The organism is Nostoc sp. LEGE 06077 (assembly GCF_015207705.1).
Classification (GTDB): Bacteria; Cyanobacteriota; Cyanobacteriia; order Cyanobacteriales; family Nostocaceae; genus Nostoc_B.
The window spans coordinates 67,232-86,000 of the sequence record NZ_JADEWI010000023.1; the positions used below are offsets into that span (position 1 = coordinate 67,232).

General features: G+C 39.4%; 15 protein-coding genes. All 15 read left to right on the top strand.

Annotation, left to right across the window (positions count from 1 at the left end; translation table 11 throughout):
- Window positions 1-2: 2 nt before the first annotated feature.
- The 15 genes from rfbF (at window position 3) to IQ244_RS16365 (ending at window position 18,640) form a co-directional block, all read left to right on the top strand.
- Window positions 3-776 (top strand): glucose-1-phosphate cytidylyltransferase, encoded by a 774-nt coding sequence (gene rfbF, locus IQ244_RS16295; protein WP_193895852.1) that lies wholly within the window; start codon window positions 3-5, stop codon window positions 774-776.
- A 124-nt stretch (window positions 777-900) separates the two neighbouring features.
- Window positions 901-2,115 (top strand): L-2-hydroxyglutarate oxidase, encoded by a 1,215-nt coding sequence (lhgO, locus tag IQ244_RS16300; RefSeq protein WP_193895854.1) that lies wholly within the window; start codon window positions 901-903, stop codon window positions 2,113-2,115.
- A gap of 129 nt (window positions 2,116-2,244) precedes the next feature.
- The gene (locus tag IQ244_RS16305; RefSeq protein ID WP_193895857.1) at window positions 2,245-3,273 is read left to right on the top strand and encodes an SDR family oxidoreductase; all 1,029 of its coding nucleotides are present in this window, start codon (window positions 2,245-2,247) and stop codon (window positions 3,271-3,273) included.
- 102 nt (window positions 3,274-3,375) lie between these two features.
- Complete coding sequence (locus IQ244_RS16310) at window positions 3,376-4,341, top strand: glycosyltransferase family 2 protein (RefSeq protein ID WP_193895859.1); 966 nt, start codon at window positions 3,376-3,378, stop codon at window positions 4,339-4,341.
- A gap of 30 nt (window positions 4,342-4,371) precedes the next feature.
- Window positions 4,372-5,415, top strand: coding sequence for a glycosyltransferase family 2 protein (locus IQ244_RS16315; protein ID WP_193895861.1), 1,044 nt, complete (start codon window positions 4,372-4,374; stop codon window positions 5,413-5,415).
- 7 nt (window positions 5,416-5,422) lie between these two features.
- Window positions 5,423-6,256 carry a phytanoyl-CoA dioxygenase family protein gene (locus IQ244_RS16320; RefSeq protein ID WP_193895863.1) on the top strand — a complete coding sequence of 278 codons (834 nt, stop codon included), beginning with the start codon at window positions 5,423-5,425 and terminating at the stop codon, window positions 6,254-6,256.
- A 64-nt stretch (window positions 6,257-6,320) separates the two neighbouring features.
- Window positions 6,321-7,169 (top strand): phytanoyl-CoA dioxygenase, encoded by an 849-nt coding sequence (locus IQ244_RS16325; protein ID WP_193895888.1) that lies wholly within the window; start codon window positions 6,321-6,323, stop codon window positions 7,167-7,169.
- 32 nt (window positions 7,170-7,201) lie between these two features.
- Complete coding sequence (rfbC, locus tag IQ244_RS16330; protein WP_193895865.1) at window positions 7,202-7,771, top strand: dTDP-4-dehydrorhamnose 3,5-epimerase; 570 nt, start codon at window positions 7,202-7,204, stop codon at window positions 7,769-7,771.
- A 66-nt stretch (window positions 7,772-7,837) separates the two neighbouring features.
- A complete protein-coding gene (locus tag IQ244_RS16335; protein WP_193895867.1) occupies window positions 7,838-9,151 on the top strand; it encodes an NAD(P)H-dependent oxidoreductase in 1,314 nt (437 codons plus the stop codon).
- A 475-nt stretch (window positions 9,152-9,626) separates the two neighbouring features.
- Entirely contained in the window at window positions 9,627-10,715 is a 1,089-nt protein-coding gene (locus IQ244_RS16340; protein ID WP_193895869.1) for a glycosyltransferase, read from the top strand.
- A 57-nt stretch (window positions 10,716-10,772) separates the two neighbouring features.
- Window positions 10,773-13,001, top strand: coding sequence for a GumC family protein (locus IQ244_RS16345; protein ID WP_193895871.1), 2,229 nt, complete (start codon window positions 10,773-10,775; stop codon window positions 12,999-13,001).
- A gap of 660 nt (window positions 13,002-13,661) precedes the next feature.
- On the top strand, window positions 13,662-14,405 hold the full coding sequence (hepC, locus tag IQ244_RS16350; protein ID WP_193895873.1) for a heterocyst development glycosyltransferase HepC: 744 nt from the start codon (window positions 13,662-13,664) through the stop codon (window positions 14,403-14,405).
- Between the two features lie 157 nt (window positions 14,406-14,562).
- Entirely contained in the window at window positions 14,563-16,413 is a 1,851-nt protein-coding gene (gene hepA, locus IQ244_RS16355; protein ID WP_193895876.1) for a heterocyst formation ABC transporter subunit HepA, read from the top strand.
- A 216-nt stretch (window positions 16,414-16,629) separates the two neighbouring features.
- Window positions 16,630-17,487 carry a hypothetical protein gene (locus IQ244_RS16360; RefSeq protein WP_193895878.1) on the top strand — a complete coding sequence of 286 codons (858 nt, stop codon included), beginning with the start codon at window positions 16,630-16,632 and terminating at the stop codon, window positions 17,485-17,487.
- A gap of 1 nt (window position 17,488) precedes the next feature.
- Window positions 17,489-18,640 (top strand): glycosyltransferase family 4 protein, encoded by a 1,152-nt coding sequence (locus IQ244_RS16365; protein ID WP_193895880.1) that lies wholly within the window; start codon window positions 17,489-17,491, stop codon window positions 18,638-18,640.
- The last annotated feature ends 129 nt before the right edge of the window (window positions 18,641-18,769 follow it).

Consider the following 18,769-nt stretch of genomic DNA (forward strand, 5'->3'; position numbering starts at 1 on the left):
GCATGAAAGCGGTGATTTTGGCTGGTGGACTTGGTACACGCCTCAGTGAAGAAACCAGTATCAAGCCCAAGCCGATGGTTGAAATTGGTGGTAAACCAATTCTTTGGCATATCATGAAGACTTATTCGGCACATGGTATTAATGATTTCATTATTTGTTGTGGTTACAAAGGTTACGTCATTAAAGAGTATTTTGCTAACTACTTTTTATATATGTCAGATGTAACTTTTGATATGCGTTTTAACCAGATGAATGTGCATTCTGGTTATGCAGAACCTTGGCGTGTCACCTTAGTGAATACAGGTGATCAAACTATGACCGGGGGACGCTTAAAACGAGTTGTTGAACACGTAGGCAATGATACTTTCTGCTTTACTTATGGTGATGGTGTCAGTGATGTAAATATCACCGAGCTAATTAAATTTCACCAACAACAAAAGACATTAGCCACACTCACCGCTGTACAACCAGCCGGACGTTTTGGAGCTATTTCCTTAGAACAAGAACAAACTAAAATTACCAGCTTCCGAGAAAAGCGCGATGGTGATGGTGCTTGGGTAAATGGTGGTTATTTTATTCTCGAACCAGAAGTTATTGATTTAATTGCGGATGACACAACCGTTTGGGAGAAAGAACCATTAGAAAAGCTGGCTGATATGGAGCAGTTGTCTGCTTTTAGACACAATGGTTTTTGGCAACCAATGGATACCTTACGCGATAAAAATTATCTCGAAGACCTATGGCAAAGTGGTAAGGCTCCTTGGCAAGTATGGTAAGGGAAGTGGGAAGTGTGAAGTGTGAAGTGTGAAATTTCATACTTTGCGCTTCTAGCTCTTGCCTTTTGACCATTGAGCATTAACCATTGACATATTCACAATTATTTCAAGTGCAGTAATACCAATGTACGATTTTGCGATTATCGGCGGTGGCATAGTAGGTTTATCAACAGCGATGTCCTTGGGTAAACGCTATCCACAAGCACGCATTCTAGTATTAGAAAAAGAAAGCAACTGGGCATTTCACCAAACCGGTAATAATAGTGGCGTAATTCACTCTGGTATTTATTACAAACCAGGGAGTTTTAAAGCTAAATTTTGTCGAGATGGTAGCCGCTCAATGGTGGAATTTTGCCAAGAGCATGAAATTGACCATGAAATCTGCGGTAAAGTCATTGTTGCTACCAATGAGCAAGAACTACCACGGTTAGAAAATCTCTACAAACGCGGCTTAGAAAACGGTTTACAAGTTCAGAAAATTAGCCCAGAAGAAGTAAAAGAAATTGAACCTCATGTTAGTTGTGTCGCTGGCATTCGGGTATTTTCAACTGGTATTGTTAATTACAAGCAAGTTTGTTTAAAATACGCCCAATTAATTGAAAAGCAAGGCGGAGATTTACGCCTCAATACCAAAGTATTAAAAATTGCTGCCAGTGGTAACAATCAAGTACTGGAAACTAATAACGGTAACTTTGAAACTAAATTTGTGATCAATTGTGCCGGATTGCATAGCGATCGCATTGCTAAGTTAGGTGGAGTAGAACCCAAAGCCAAAATCGTACCTTTCCGGGGCGAATATTACGAACTCACCCCCGAAAAACGCTATTTGGTGAAAACCCTGATTTATCCAGTGCCTAACCCCGATTTCCCTTTCCTCGGCGTTCACTTTACCAAAATGATTGATGGTACAGTTCATGCTGGGCCGAATGCTGTTCTCAGCCTCAAGCGGGAAGGTTACAAAAAAACTGACTTTGACTTGAGAGATTTTGCCGAGGTGATGACTTATCCCGGTTTCTGGAAACTTGCAGCTAAACACGCTGATGAAGGTATTCAAGAAATCATTCGTTCTTTCAGCAAAGCAGCATTTGTCAAAAGCTTGCAAACACTCATTCCCGAAGTCCAAGCCGAAGATTTAGTTCCCACCCATGCGGGAGTTCGCGCCCAAGCTTTAATGGATGACGGCAAACTAGTAGATGACTTTTTGATCATTCCTGGTCAAAACTCCATCCATGTCTGCAATGCACCCTCACCAGCAGCCACATCTTCCTTAGAAATTGGCAAAGCGATCGCCTCTCAAGTTCCCCAACAATCCCATCTTGAAACTGTAATTGTTGCATAAGTATTGGGAGTGGGGAGTAGGGAGTGGTGTAAACATACCACAGTCCCGGAAATATATTGTAGGGTGGGCAATCTTGCCCGCCCAAAAAACATTCAACACTACTTAAAACTTTTAAAGGAATTTCCCACAATGAAAATATTAGTAACTGGAACAGAAGGCTATCTAGGTTCTTTATTGCCTCCTCTGTTAATTGAACGTGGCCATGAAGTTATTGGTGTTGATACAGGCTTTTATAAAGTTGGCTGGCTATACAACGGTACAGAAGTTACAGCCAAAACCCTCAATAAAGATATCCGTCACATCACCCCCGAAGATTTAGAAGGTGTAGAAGCGATCGTTCACATGGCGGAACTATCTAACGATCCCACCGGACAATTAGCACCAAATATCACCTACGAAATCAATCATTTAGGTTCTGTACGCCTCGCTAACTTAGCTAAAACAATGGGTGTACGCCGCTTCGTCTATATGTCTTCGTGTAGTGTTTATGGTGTCGCTACCGAAGGCGATGTGACAGAAGAATCTTCCGTAAATCCGCAAACCGCCTACGCCGAATGTAAAACCCTCGTCGAACGAGATGTTACACCCCTTGCGGATGATGATTTTTCACCGACATTTATGCGGAACGCCACAGCCTTTGGCGCTTCCCCCAGAATGCGATTTGATATCGTGTTGAACAACCTCGCCGGGTTAGCTTGGACAAGCAAAGAAATCAAAATGATCAGTGATGGTACACCTTGGCGGCCATTAGTTCACGCACTAGATATTTGTAAAGCCATTGTTTGTGCTTTAGAAGCACCGCGTGATGTCGTACACAATCAAGTTTTTAACGTTGGCGATACCAGTAATAACTATCGAGTCAAAGAAATTGCCGAAATTATTGCTGATGCTTTCCCTGGCTGTAAATTAAGCTTTGGTCAAAATGGTGCAGATAATCGCAGTTATCGCGTATCCTTCGAGAAAATTAACAGTATTCTCCCTGGTTTCAAATGTGATTGGAATGCTCAATTAGGCGCACAACAACTGTTTAACTTATTCAGTCAAATTGATATGACTGAAGACACCTTTTTGTTTAGAGGCTTTACTCGCTTAAAACAGCTAGAGTATCTCATCCGTACTGAACAAATTGACAAAGATTTTTTCTGGAATAGAAAGTAAGTACTGATATTAGATAACTTAGATACCCGAATTCTTTAAGAATTCGGGTATCTAGATAGTACCAGTAAACCTCATTTTGAAATTATTTTTTTGCCTAAAAAAATGAATAAACTACTTACCATTGCTATACCTACATATAATCGCGCTGAACTTCTAGAAAAGCAACTTTGCTGGGTAGCAAAAGCTATTCAAGGATTTGAAGCTGAATGTGAAATTATTATTTCTGATAATTGTTCTACAGATCACACTCAAGAAATCATTAAAAAATGGCAGTCTATCTTTAGTAAAACAACATTTAAATCTCAGAGAAATCAAGAGAATATAGGTTTAATGCCTAACATTGCTGCCTGTATTCAAGCTGCTAGTAGCAAATATGTTTGGACTGTGGGAGATGATGACCCAATCCAGGAAAATGCTCTAGCATTTTTATTAAAAACAATCCAGCAGAATCCTGATACAGCACTAATCTTTCTTAACTGCTGTGGACGAGATAAATTAACCAATCAAATCACTGTAGAACGTTGGTTTAATAGTGATAGTGATGCTCCCCTAACTGATGGTAAAGCTGCATTACAACGTTATCTAAAAGAAAGTTTTGGTGGCGTAATTTTTATGACAGCAACTGTTTATCAAACAGCATTAGTCAAACGCGCTTTACAACAGTGGACATCTTCTTGTAAAAATTTAGCTTCTCAAGCATATTGGACAGGATTTTGTGCGCTTCACGGCAGCGTGATTGTTACTAAAGATAACTATTTAGAATGTACAATGCACGCTAGTTATTTAGAGCAAGATCCAAAATGGTCAATCATGATGAGATATATTTATATCCCGGAAATATATGCAAAACTTTTAGAGATTGGATATTCTCAAACATTTTGTCTACAAATGATTTTGCAGAATATCATTACCAAAAGTGACTGGATAATTTTCTTAGGAGCTTTAAGAAGATGGCCAGCTTTAGCAATGAATATTATTATTGCTTATCTCATTTTAGTAATTGTATCTACACGTAAATTGCTGTTTTTACCAAAAGTAACTAAATCGAGTTTTTACAGCGAAACTTAGTGATGCTTGACGAACATTATTCCTGAAATTATGAATAAATTACTGACTATTGCTATACCTACTTATAATCGTGCTGCATTACTTGATAAACAGTTAGCTTGGTTAGCAAAAGCAATTCAAGGCTTTGAGTCTGAATGTGAAATTTTAGTTTCAGATAACTGTTCTACAGATCATACTCAGACTGTGATTCAAAAATGGCAAGCAAACCTGAGTAACATCACTTTTAAGTCTCACAAAAATTCTGAGAACTTAGGCGTAATGAGAAATATTATGTATTGCCTAAGTTCTGCAACATCCAAATATGTTTGGACAATTGGTGATGATGATCCAATTCAAGATAGAGCCATTCTTTATGTGATTAACAAGCTCAAACAACATGAAGATTTAGGCTTATTATTTCTCAACTTTTCTGGACGCAATAAAATTACTGGTGAACCAGTTCATCCCCCAACAATTGTTGGTAATCGCTGGTTTGATGCTGATGTAGAAGATGGCGGTGGTGATAGTCAAGCTATATTTGAACATTGCTTTGCTAAAAGTGTTGGTGCAGTTATTTTCCTGACTGCTAGTGTTTACCGCAGCGACTTAATCAAACGCGCCTTAGAAATTTGGCCAAATGCGGCGAGTAATTGGATATCTTTAGCATACTTGGCTGGTTATTGTGCTGCACACGGCAAAATAATTGTCACCAAAGAGACTTATTTAGAATGTATTGTGGGCGTGAGTTATTGGCAAAAAGAGCCAAAATCTGCACTACTAATGCAATACAAACACATTCCCGAAGTCATTTTGAAATTAGGAGAATGTGGATATTCTAAGCAATTTTGCCGACGGATGTTGTTGCAAAATGGCAAGGAAGTTAATTTAAAAGTTTTTTTAGGTGCTTTAAGAAGATGGCCTGTATCTGCCATTAAGGTAGCGATTCCCTTTGTGGCTTTAGTAAGTCTTTCTGCTTTTGATGTGATGGCTTTAAAAGAATTGAAACTTGCCGAAGCTAACGAACCAACACCGCAAGAAGTACGAACAGCAAATAACAGGCGATCGCAACTTAAATCAATTATCAAAACCAAGTAATCATCCTATGCTAAATACACTTCAAGGCAAAATGGCAACACTGAACTCAGAGTTAGCTTATAGAATAAAACTCTGGCAATATGCACCCAAACTGCCTGTGCTAGAAGAAAGCGATCGCCAAATTGTTAACACTCTCAAACGGGAAGGCGCTTATGTAACCTCACTCACTGACTTAGGCTTAACATCCACCCCAGAAATGTTAAAAGCTGCTTATCAACAATTAAGCAGAATGGCAGATGTCAATAACACCCATTTGAGTGAAAAATTACCACAAATTTATACAGTTACAGATTTACCAGAATTTTTTAATTGGGGACAAGACAACAGACTATTAAAAATAGTTGAAAACTACATAGGTTTACCTGTTACTTTCCACGGTGTCCATCTACGCAAAGACTTTCCCAATGAACACCAATTCGGCACATTATTGTGGCATAAAGATTCCGAAGACCGCAAAATAGTCAAGGTAATTATTTATCTCCATGATGTTGCAGAAAAGCACGGGCCATTTGAGTATATTCCTTTACATTTAACATCTTTTCCTCATTTAAATTCCTATCGAATTGACTACCAACTTTGGCAGTCCGGCTACTTAGGAATTAACGATGAAGAAGTACAAAAAATTATTCCCAAATCAGCTTGGAAATCTTGCCCAGGCGCAGCAGGTACAGTAGTGATTGCAGATCCGAGAACGGCTTTACATCACGGTACTATTCGCACAGAAGCACGGTTAGCACTATTTTTTGTCTATACCGCTAACCCACCCAAGCGCCCAGAACTTTGTACTCAATATTGGGATGATACTTTTAGCAAACCAGAAATGCTGCAAGAAATTTCTTAGTAGCACAGAAAGTCACTCAAGTAATTCCCAACTTTTGACTCATCATAATTTCAATGCTCAAGTCATGCTGAAGACAATTAAATACAAAATATCTTCTCTATACTCCGATTTGGTTTTTAGCCTCAAACGTTGGCAACATAGAAAAAATTTACCTGCATTAGAAAAACGCGATCGCCTAATTCTTGAGGCGCTGCAAAAAGATGGCGTTTGCGTGACAACATTGGCAGATTTAGGCTTAGATTCTACCTCAGAACTACTCAAAGCTGCTTACGAGCAATTGTCTCGGATGCAAAATCCCAACAACGAACATCTAGCAGAAAAGTGGCCGCAAATTACCACAGTTACAGGTCTACCAGAGTTTTATAATTGGGCAACCCAGGAAAGGCTAATCAACATCATTGAAAATTATATTGGGGTTCCGATTACTTTTCATGGTGTACATTTACGCCAAGATTTTCCTAGCGATCATCAATTTGGCACTCTATTATGGCATAGCGATGCAGAAGACCGCCGCCTGATCAAAATCTTTGTTTGCTTGAATGATGTAGAAGCAAAAACTGGGCCTTTTGAATATCTTCCTCGTTCTTTAACCCCCTTATTTAGTTGGAAGTATTGGATACTTTACTACCAACTTTGGAAGTCAAGCTATATGGGGATTGATGATGAACAAGTGAAAAAGGTCATTCCTAAATCAGCTTGGAAATCTTGCCCAGGGCCAGCAGGTACAGTCATTTTTGTCGATACCAAAAATACTTTACATCATGGAACTGTTCGCACCCAAACGCGGTCAACACTATTCTTTTGTTACACCGCTAACCCGCCAGAAAGACCAGACCTTTGTACACAATTCTGGGATGATACTTATCCCAGAGCCGAACTTTCTATATCTGAAGTAGACAAAGCTGTTGTTTAACTAATTAGCCCACATTTATATCGAGGTAATTCATGATTTTCACCGCTACAAATCTTCAAGATGCTTACATTATTGATTTAGAAGCAAGAAGCGATCATCGTGGTTTTTTTGCTCGTTATTTCTGCGCTCAAGAGTTTGAAGCTCACGGTTTAAAGCCAGTTGTCGCTCAATGCAACTTATCTTATAACTACAAAAAAGGCACTTTGCGGGGAATGCACTATCAACTACAACCCGCAGCCGAAACAAAATTAGTTCGCTGCACTAAAGGGGCAATTTATGACGTAATTATTGATATGCGTCCTGATTCTCCTACATTTTTATCTCATATTGGTGTGGAACTAACCGCAGATAATCGCCGGGCTTTGTATGTACCAGAAATGTTTGCCCACGGCTATCAAGCATTAACAGATGATGCGGAAGTAATTTATCAAGTTGGTGAATTTTATACACCAGGATATGAAAGAGGTTTGCGTTATGATGACCCATTTTTTAACATTGAATGGCCTGTAGAAGTCACAGAAATTTCCGAAAAAGATTTAAATTGGCCTTTGTTAAGTATGATGCGTGTGGGAGAAGGTGAAGAAGTTACAGCAAGTGTATAGTTAGTGGTTTATTAACTGCTGATATCTGTCTGTTTAATACATAAAAATAGCAATCAGAGGAATTTCATGATTATTATTGATAACGCTTTAAAAGCTCGTGCAGCGGCTGGTAATCCCATCAAAGTGGGAATGATTGGTGCTGGTTTTATGGGGCGAGGAATTGCCAACCAAATTATTAATTCAGTACCGGGAATGGAGTTAGTTGCTATCTTCAATCGCAGTATTGATGGAGCTAAACGAGCTTATACAGAAGCGGGGATTGAAGATATTCAAGTTGTTAACACAGTCAGCGATTTAGAAGATGCGATCGCCAGCGGTAGATATGTCGTTACAGATGATGCTAAAGTTATCTGCCAATCAGAAAGCATCGAAGCAATTATTGAAGTGACTGGCGCAGTCGAATTTGGCGCTCATGTTGTCATGGAAGCGATCGCTCATCGCAAACACGTCATTATGATGAATGCCGAACTTGACGGTACAGTTGGCTCTATCCTGAAAGTTTACGCTGACAAGGCTGGTGTGATTCTCAGCGCTTGCGATGGCGACCAACCAGGGGTAGAAATGAATCTTTACAGATTTGTCCAGAGCATCGGTCTGACACCATTACTGTGCGGTAACATCAAAGGATTGCAAGACCCCTATCGCAACCCCACAACCCAAGAAGGATTTGCTAAACGCTGGGGACAAAAAGCTCACATGGTGACAAGCTTTGCTGATGGTAGCAAAATTTCCTTCGAGCAGGCGATCGTTGCTAACGCCACCGGAATGCAAGTCGCCAAGCGGGGAATGCTCGGCTATGACTTCGCAGGTCATGTTGATGAAATGACCAATATGTATGATATTGACCAACTCAAAGAATTAGGCGGGATAGTTGATTATGTAGTTGGTGCTAAACCCGGCCCTGGTGTATTTGTCTTCGCCACCCATGATGACCCCAAACAACGCCACTATCTCAACCTCTACAAATTAGGTGAAGGGCCTCTCTATAGCTTCTATACTCCTTATCACCTCTGCCATTTTGAAGTTCCCCTATCGGTGGCGCGTGCTGTCCTTTTCCGCGATGCTGTTATGGCTCCTATTGGTAAACCATTGGTAGATGTCGTCACAACTGCCAAAGTTGACTTGCAAGCCGGAGAAACACTTGATGGAATTGGTTACTATATGACCTACGGTCAATGTGAAAATTCTCCTATTGTTCAGGCAGAAAAACTTTTACCAATGGGTTTAGCTGAAGGCTGTCGCTTAAAACGAGATATTCCTCGTGATCAAGTTCTCACTTACGATGATGTAGAGTTACCAGAAGGCAGACTTTGCGATCAACTCCGCGCTGAACAAAATGCTTATTTTGCATCGGAAAAAGTTCTCGTGGCTGTTGGTTAATACTTGCTTTTGATATAGCCAGCCTCAATTATTTTTAGATAAACAGATACCCGACTTCTTGAAGAAGTCGGGTATCTGAGTCGCTCAATTTTTCTACTGCGCCTAGAACACAAATTTAGTAATTCTAGAATAACCTCTCCTCCAACCTCTCTCCGACACAGAGAAGGAAAGGGGACTGGGAGGTTAAGTTCTTGATTATTAAATCGATGTTCTAGGCTGGCTATAGCGTGGAAAGGCAACTTCAAATTTTATTCTATGTCTAAAGAAATATTTTTACTGAACAAAGATTTTTAGCAAGAAGTAACTATTATAAATAACTTAACTAAGATAAAAATCAGATAAATATTGCCAAAAAAGTATTCTAATGAACTAATAACTTAATTGTAAAATTTTATAGTGCTAAACACGAAAGATTTAGCAGTAATTGACTAAAATACTTATCTCTCAAAATTTAGTAGCAGATTGAATAAAATCTATGAAAATTGCTCTCGTCCATGATTACTTAACTCAGCGTGGAGGGGCAGAGCGCGTATTTGAATTATTATGTAAGCGCTACCCCGAAGCAGATGTTTTTACTTCTTTATACGACCCCCAAAAAACTATTGATTTAGGTGAGAGGATAGTCAACACAACTTTTTTACAAAAAATTCCGGGTGCAGCTAAATATTTTAGAATGATGGCACCCTTTTACTTTCCAGCCTTTCGGGCTTTGGATTTGCAAGACTACGATTTAATTATCAGCAGTAGCACCAGCTTTGCCAAAGCTGTACGCAAACGTCCTGATGCTCGCCATGTTTGTTTTTGTCATAATGTCACCCGTTTTTTGTGGGATACAGAAACATATTTACGAGAGTATGGAGATTATCGATATTTTGCGCCATTAATTGAACAAATTTTTCAGTTAATGCGGAATGTAGACCTGAAATATGCTCAGGAACCTGACCTTTACATTGCTAATTCCAGCGTTGTTGCTAAGAGAATTCAACAAATTTATGGCAAGCCAGCAATTGTAGTTAACTATCCAATTGATACCAGTAACTTTGTTTATTCAGATACTAAAGAAGATTATTTTTTGGCATCGGCACGGATGATCAGTTATAAGCGGCTAGATATAATCGTCGAAGCCTTTAATTGGTTGGGGTGGCGGTTATTAATCTCCGGTGATGGCCCAGAACAAGCACGTTTAAAAGCCAAGGCATTAGATAATATCGAATTTTTAGGTCATGTGAGCGATCGCCAACGTAAAGACTTATTTTCTCAAGCTAAATCGGTGATTGTTGCTGCCTTAGAAGACTATGGATTAGTTCCCGTAGAAGCCAATGCTAGTGGCACACCAGTAATTGCCTATGGCGCTGGTGGCGTTTTAGATACTCAAATACATGGTATAACTGGAGTCTTTTTTAAAAGACAAACACCAGACTCTCTACAAGCTGCATTACTAGAGTCCGGACGCATCACTTGGAATTATGAAAATATTCGTAATCACGCAGTGAACAATTTTTCAGAACCAGTATTTTTTAAGAAGGTTGAGCAACTTATTGATCAAACTTGTATAACTCATTAATTATTCATCTGGCTTGTTAGTTGTTCGTGTAGCGTCTCGCAGAGAAGGATAATAAAAGTGGTTCAGACTAGTCTTAATCCCAGTGTAAATACAATTGCTGACACAGAGCCGGGTTATGGACAACTATTAGCAGTTTTTATTCGCAGGTTTCCTTGGTTTGTGGCAGTATTTGTGGCTTCAATTGCAATGGCAGCAATTATGACTGCTAAGACAAAGCCTACTTACAAAAGCTCAATGCAACTGCTAGTAGAGCCTAACTATCAAGGTAAAAAAGAAACAGGTGGAGTAGAAAATCAGTTTACTGAATCCAATGTAGAGATAGACACAGCTACCCAGCTAAATCTTATGCAAAGTTCAGGACTGATTCAAAAAGCAGTTGATAAACTTCGTCGGGAATATCCAGACATCAGTATAGGTGAGATTAAAGGTGCTTTAGCGTTAAATCAATTAAAAAGCAAAGAAGATAATGTCGCCACAAAAATTTTCCAAGTAGAATACACCGATAGAGACCCGGTGAAGACGCAAAAAGTATTGACGGCTGTTCGGGAAGTTTATGTTGAATACAACAAACAACAACAGGATTCTCGTCTACAAAAAGGGCTGCAAATTATTCGGGAACAGTTGAGTAAGGCCAGTGAAGAGGTAAACGCAGCTGAGTCAAATTTGCAAAGATTCCGCCGCAACCAGAATTTAATCGATCCAGTGGCTCAAGCCAAAGCCCTAGAAGATGCGTTGAATAATGTTGAGCAAGAACGCCGCACAACGCGCTCTCAATATCAAGAAGCCATAGCACGGCAAAAATCTTTAGAAGAACAACTTAACCGTTCTCCCCAAAATGCCTTAGTTGCTTCTCGCCTGAGTCAGTCTACTCGCTATCAAGGGTTACTCAACGAAATCCAAAAAACTGAACTAGCACTAGCTCAAGAACGCTTGCGCTTCACAGATGAAACGCCCAATGTGCAGAAGTTGCAAGAACAATTGACTAGCCAAAAAGCATTATTAGAACAAGAAGTAGGTAGGACTTTAGGTACAAAGTCTTATGGCGTAGTTAGTTCTAGAGACTCGCTGTTAGAACAGGGACAGTTTGGCCAAATTGATTTAAACCTTGCTAGTCAACTAGTAGAAACCCAAACAACTATAGTTGCGTTGAGCGCCCGCGATCAAACTTTGGCGCAAAAAGAAACTCAATTACGGCTGGAAATCAAACGCTTCCCGCCTTTGTTAGCTTATTACAATCGCATCCAACCACAGCTGCAATTTAGCCGGGAAAGGTTAGAGCAACTGTTAAGAGCCGAACAACAATTGCGTCAAGAACTAGCCAAAGGTGGATTTAATTGGGAAGTTGTGGAAGAACCTCACAATGGCGTACAGCTAGGCCCCAACTTACAACAAAATCTTTTATTAGGTGCTGTTGTGGGGTTAATGTTGGGAGGTATTGCGGCCTTTTTACGGGAGGCTTCTGATGATGCTGTACATACAACTGCTGAGTTAGAAAAACAAGTAGCTTTACCTTTGTTGGGAACAACACCCAAACTTCCCCCAGCCAAAGCCAGAGATTCAATTATTAAGTTGCCTTTTGGTAAGCCAGAAACATCTGCGCCTTGGACAATTCAGGTGTTACAGTCGCCACCTCGTTGGGAATCGCTGGATTTAATTTACAAAAATATTGAACTGCTCAATACTGTATCTAGTTTGAAGTCTTTGATGATTACTTCAGCGTTACCTGATGAAGCGAAATCTGGTATGGCGTTGGGTTTAGCGATGAGTGCGGCGCGGTTACACAAACGAGTACTACTAATTGATGCTAATTTACGCGATCCCAGTTTGCACGAACAGCTAAATTTGCCGAATGAGCAAGGACTATCAACTTTACTCAGTAGTGAAGTGACATTACCAAATCAGATTGGGATTCAATCTTTAGGTTCAGCCTACATCGATATTTTGACGGCGGGGCCGAAACCTACCGATCCGGCGCATCTGTTGAGTTCTCCCCGGATGATCCAACTGATGCGAACCTTTGAAGATAACTATGATTTGGTACTGATAGATGCACCACCAGTCTTAGGATTGGTAGATGCTATGTTAACAGCATCGTCCTGTCGCAGTGTGGTGTTGGTAGCTAGTATGGGTGTTGTGACTCGCAACCAACTTGCTCAAGCTACAGGTATGTTGAGGAAGCTAAATCTGATTGGAGTCGTAGCTAATGGCGTTTCTAGCTCTGACAGTAGTTTTGTCCAATATCCCAAAGAATATCGTTTGGCTTTGAAACAAGCAGTAGAGAAATAGTAAAAACGATACATTTTAGATATGTGCGATCGCTCTTTTGGTAGAGGCGATCGCACATATTTTTTTTGCACATTTCTGCCAAAATAAATGTCTTGCTCAAACATTTTTATTGTTAAAATTAAATCCTCTTTACGTATGAAAAATTCAGTATATTCATATCTACTTTATAATTATGATCTTTAATTCCTACTAATTTAAAGACTAAATAAAGAATCTACTTCAGTATATAGTCATTTCTACAGACTCTTATATCCTAGAGATTAAAGCTCCTTTCAAGCAGCTAAAAGATAAAAGTGGACTAGTTTTCTTCGACTCAACAAATTAACAACCAAGGTAGACCAAATCCCACAAACTTACCAAGGATGGAGCAAAAGAGTAATTGGATGATTTACCTCTACATCTATCCAATATCTTTGCTATCTAAAAAACAGCGAGTTTACCTGCAAGATTTCCCCAAATATTGATTGCTATCTACCTAGTTATTATCTTTGTTATTTCGCCATCTTCAGAGCAGCAAACTTCTGCAAGATGAATATTTGAAGCATATTTTTGTCATCAGTCATCTACTAATTTTGAGAGCAAGACAAGATTCAGATCAAAGTCTTTGGCATGAATCGCCTTCGAGATCAGCAATTTATTATCGTACTAATCCAAAGACACATGACTAGCTCATTAGTTCGTACTCTACAGACTGCTTATAGTGCAACTCCGTCAAGCACTGCATACTGCACACTCCAATGGCGGCGAGGTCAGTTGTTAGTCAAGTCCCCCGATAAACTTCAACAGCCATATTTACCAGCTTTAGAAAACAAGCAATTATTAATTGATTGCTTAAAACATTCTCCGGTGAATTTGGTCAGTGTAGACCCTAAAATTGGTGAGACTTGGGTAAAGTTTTGGGCGGATGCTTGTAAAGAAGCTCATAAGCCGATGTTTCTTTACGGATCTTCAGAAAATTTACTGTTTAAACAAAATAGCCAACCTTGGAGATGGTTCCTGCGAATCATTGATTGGATTGCGGCTTTAGCGATGCTGCTATTACTAACTCCAGTCATGATGATATTGCTTGTCTTGTTGCAAATTACCTCACCTGCATCACTATTTTCTGGTGAGTGGTATGTAGGAGAACGCGGTAAACTCTTTCGAGCTATTAAGTTCTCTACCACAACCAAGCGCAACATTACACCGTTAGGTCGTTGGATGCGTCAATATGGTCTCGAAAATTTACCACAGTTATTCAATGTACTGCGGGGTGATATGAGTTTTATGGGGTCTCGTTGTTGGACTTTAGAAGCAGCTATCCGATTGAGTGCAGAAGCACAACTACAACTTAATCAATTACCTGTCATTACAAGTTCTTGGCCAGTCCAGACAGAATCAAACTTAATAATTAATAATTCATAATTACTAATTATTGACTGCTATCTTCTCTATTTAGCTCCAAACCTCTCCAAGCAGTGCGGTAATTGATGACTTCATTTGCCGCACTTAAGCTAGAGCCAAATAATCACAGAGCATCTATAGCAACCTGTAGGAATTAGGAAATATTTGTTCAAAACTCATGCTTGTTAAACTAAAACAACAATTAAACAATTTATTTAAGGCGAGTAAATTCTGGCAAGAAAACTATCTCATATTGCGAGAATTTAAACATTTCCGCAAAGTTGCTATATTTGCTTTAGTATTTTCCTTCTTAGCAGCCACATTTGAAGGCTTTAGTATTGGGTTTTTGCTTTCGTTTTTGCAAAATTTAACTAATCCCAATGCTAAACCTATTCAAACTGGTGTCGAGTGGTTTGATATCTGGATTTTAGCCGCCAATACTTCGGCAGTTAGTAGACTATATCGCATATCTTTGCTGATTTTATTGAGTACTTGGATAAGAGCTGGTTTCAATTACTTGGCACAAGTATATACAGAAAGCACTCAACTTTATTTAGCCGATCGCCTGCGTAAGCAAATTTTTGAACAGTTGCAAAGTTTACCTTTGAGTTACTTTGCAACAACGCGTTCTGGTGAACTGATAAATACAATTACCACAGAAATTGAACGCATTAAACAGTGGTTTAGCGGTGCGGCTTTTTTGATGACTAGAACTATCACTGCCACTGTCTACTTTATCTCGATGTTTTTATTATCATGGCAGTTGTCTATCATTTCTCTACTTTTATTTACCTTAGCAGGTGTAGGTTTATCAACCCTCAATGCGCGTGCTAGAGAAACAAGTTTTAGTACTTCTATTGCTAACGGTCACTTTACTTCCACAGCCATAGAATTTATTAACGGAATTCGCACCGTACAGGCGTTTGGTACTCAAGCTTTTGAGCGACAACGATTTTATCAAGCTAGTGATAATGTAGTCAGTACTTCCAAAAAAGTTATCTTAATTTGGGCATTGGTGAGACCTCTAGCCGAAAGTATAGCTAGTACAATTCTCATCGGCATGATTATTTTTGCTTTTACATTTTTTGTGGTGAATGGCACCCTCCAGGTAGCGTCATTACTCACATTTTTCTTTGTGTTATTTCGAGTTGTACCCATTATTCAAGATATTAATGGTACGAGAGCGCATCTGAGTACACTTGTAGGTGCAGCAGACAACATCAAAGATTTAGTGAGAACTGATGATAAAACCTACTTACATAATGGCAAAATTAAATTTGCTGAGTTAAAACATTCTATTGATATTGTTTCTGTAGATTTTGGTTATGACCCCAATCACTTAGTGCTAAATAATGTTACATTAAGCATTGAAAAAGCCAAAACTACAGCGTTAGTCGGTGCAACTGGCGCAGGTAAAAGCACCTTAATTGACTTAATTCCGAGATTTTACGACCCGACAGAAGGTCATGTGATGATTGATGGAATTGATGTTCAAAAATTTGACATAACTTCATTGCGACATAAAATTGCAGTAGTCAGTCAAGACACATTTATTTTCAACACTTCTGTTTGGCAAAATATTGCTTATGGGACAACCGGCGCAACCGCAGCAGATATTCGAGAAGCTGCGCGTCTAGCAAATGCGCTGGAATTTATTGAAGAAATGCCCGAAGGTTTTGACACCAAATTAGGAGATAGAGGCGTAAGATTATCTGGAGGACAACGCCAGCGAATTGCGATCGCACGGGCTTTGCTACGTGACCCAGAAATTTTGATTTTAGATGAAGCCACCAGCGCCCTAGATTCCGTCACCGAACGCTTGATTCAAGAATCATTGGAAAAACTATCTGTAGGTCGGACAGTAATTGCGATCGCTCACCGTCTTTCTACTATCGCCAACGCCGATAAAGTCGTTGTTTTAGAACAAGGGCGCATCGTTGAACAAGGTAAATATCAAGAACTCCTAGAGCTAAAAGGCAAGCTTTGGGAGTATCACAAGACTCAATACGAAATGGGTCAAGCGGGGTAATAAATTACTCGATAAATTCTGTAGAGGCGTTATAGCAATTCTCAGGTAGATGAAATACACCCCACCCGCGCTGTCGCGCACCCTCCCCTTACCAAGGGGAGGGTTGGGGAGGGGTAATTTTGTAACCCACCAGAGTCGAAAACACTATATATACAACGTCTCTATAAAAAGCTCATTTACATTTAATAATTTTTCTATATTTTTGAGGTGAATTAAATGGTAAATATTGGCTACCATGCTGCCAGAATTCAAGGGCAATTTATTAGCAATTTATATACGAAATTGGTTGCTAAAATTAGCAAATTTCCTATTCAACAATCTCGCAAGGCTGATATCAACGTTTATTCTTTTTCTTGTGAAAGAGATTTACCTGTACAAGTTGCCAGCATTCGCTCATTTATTCGCCATGTTGGGATTCCTAATAAATTTACCGTCATCTCTGATGGTAGCTATACAATAAATTCTCGGAATATATTATGCAATATTCACCCTTGTGTAGATGTTGTTGATTGGAAAGACCTAGCTAATCCACAAATTCCTCATTATATTTTTGACTATGCCTTGAATCATCCCCATCGCCCCACAATGGCTATGTGGAGAAGATTAGCAGCATTGATGTCACTCTCTATTACAGAGCCAACAATTTACACCGATGCTGATATTTTGTTTTTTCCTGGGGCGACGGATTTAATTAAATTATGTGAATCTGATGATAGCTCTACTTGGTATTTACCTGATTGTAAACCTTCTTTAGATGAGCGCATTCTTTTAGAAGCTACTGACAAACTAAATCCGGTAAATGCAGGCTTTTTTATTCTCAAAAAACAACTAGATTGGTACAATCCACTAGAAAGAGTAGAAAAATTTGTCGATTCACCTATCTTTTATACAGACCAAACTGTAGTGCATTTAGCTATGCATAATGACGATGCTAAACCATTGGCGGCAGATAAATATATTATCAACGTAGATGACCAATTTGTTTATCCTGATCGTTATGCTGCTAAACATATTGCCTTAAGACATTATGTAAACGATGTCAGACACAAATTTTGGTTTAATGCCGGTCTATAAAATGAGCAAAAACGTAACCAATATACAAATGATTCATCACTGTACTAACACTAATATAAATGGAGGAGGAGGAATAGAAACTTATGTAGCTTCTTTAGTAAATTCTCGAATTATTGAAGTTAGCGATCGCCCTCTGGATTCTATTCAGATAGTGGATCAAAAGCAGTTCAAATTACTGCATATTCACGATCCAGAATTTTTAGCAGATTTACGCGAAGAATGTCCGGCAATTTTTACCCTACACAATCACTGTAGCTACTGTCCCAGTGGCACAAAATATCTAGCCGACCGCGGCAAAATTTGCGATCGCGTGATGAATCCCCTTGGTTGTGTTTGGGGTCATCTAGTCGATGGTTGTGGTAGTCGGCGACCACAAAAAATTCTGGGTAATTGGTGGAATGCTGCCAATCCGCTGAGTAATTTGAAAAAACTGAAAATTCCCCTCATCGCTAATAGTGAATATGTGCGTCAGCAAATTATTCAGGCGGGTATATCACCAGAACGAGTAATGACGCTGCGTTGTGGTGTGCAATTACCCAAAGTTGCAACAGAAGCTCTGACTCGGACAATTTATCAAAATCAGCGAATTTTATTTGCTGGTCGGATTGTTCCCGATAAAGGTTTAGAGTGGTTACTCAAAGCCTTAGCCAAAACTGAGCGACATATTCACTTAGATATTGCTGGTGATGGTTGGGATAAGGCCAATATGGAAAAATTAGCCCATGACTTGGGGTTAAGCGATCGCATTACTTGGCATGGTTGGTGTAATTCTGACCAATTAGAAACCCTTTATCAACAGTGCTTGGCGGTGATTTTTCCCAGTCTTTGGCCGGAACCTGCGGGACTTGTAACATTAGAAGCTTATGCACGCTATCGGTCTGTTATTGCTAGTGCTGTCGGTGGAATTCCTGAACACGTACAAGATAACAAAACCGGGATTTTAGTTGCGCCTAATAATGTTGCACAGTTAGCAGCTGCAATTAATGAATTAGCCACAAATTATGCCAAAGCTAGATTAATGGGTGAAAAAGGCGAAGCTTGGTATCACGAAGAATTTACGATGGATGCTCATATTCAGCGTTTGTCAGAAATTTATAGCAAAACTATCGCTGAATTTCATGCTCGTGCAGAAAGTCTCAAGTCTGAAGTCTGACATGGAAAAACACTTATATAGCAATCATCAATGATTTACAAATATCTCTACCTGTTTGTTTATATATCAATTCTCAGGCAGATAAAATACACCCCACCTTGCCAAGGGGAGGGTTGGGGAGGGGTAATT

Coding starts and splice junctions, on each gene's coding strand:
- IQ244_RS16305 (WP_193895857.1), top strand. CDS start 2,245: ATGAAAATATTAGTAACTGGAACAGAAGGCTATCTAGGTTCTTTATTG.
- IQ244_RS16365 (WP_193895880.1), top strand. CDS start 17,489: ATGAGCAAAAACGTAACCAATATACAAATGATTCATCACTGTACTAAC.
- rfbC (WP_193895865.1), top strand. CDS start 7,202: ATGATTTTCACCGCTACAAATCTTCAAGATGCTTACATTATTGATTTA.
- IQ244_RS16310 (WP_193895859.1), top strand. CDS start 3,376: ATGAATAAACTACTTACCATTGCTATACCTACATATAATCGCGCTGAA.
- IQ244_RS16325 (WP_193895888.1), top strand. CDS start 6,321: ATGCTGAAGACAATTAAATACAAAATATCTTCTCTATACTCCGATTTG.
- IQ244_RS16340 (WP_193895869.1), top strand. CDS start 9,627: ATGAAAATTGCTCTCGTCCATGATTACTTAACTCAGCGTGGAGGGGCA.
- IQ244_RS16335 (WP_193895867.1), top strand. CDS start 7,838: ATGATTATTATTGATAACGCTTTAAAAGCTCGTGCAGCGGCTGGTAAT.
- IQ244_RS16320 (WP_193895863.1), top strand. CDS start 5,423: ATGCTAAATACACTTCAAGGCAAAATGGCAACACTGAACTCAGAGTTA.
- IQ244_RS16315 (WP_193895861.1), top strand. CDS start 4,372: ATGAATAAATTACTGACTATTGCTATACCTACTTATAATCGTGCTGCA.
- rfbF (WP_193895852.1), top strand. CDS start 3: ATGAAAGCGGTGATTTTGGCTGGTGGACTTGGTACACGCCTCAGTGAA.
- IQ244_RS16360 (WP_193895878.1), top strand. CDS start 16,630: ATGGTAAATATTGGCTACCATGCTGCCAGAATTCAAGGGCAATTTATT.
- lhgO (WP_193895854.1), top strand. CDS start 901: ATGTACGATTTTGCGATTATCGGCGGTGGCATAGTAGGTTTATCAACA.
- hepA (WP_193895876.1), top strand. CDS start 14,563: ATGCTTGTTAAACTAAAACAACAATTAAACAATTTATTTAAGGCGAGT.
- hepC (WP_193895873.1), top strand. CDS start 13,662: ATGACTAGCTCATTAGTTCGTACTCTACAGACTGCTTATAGTGCAACT.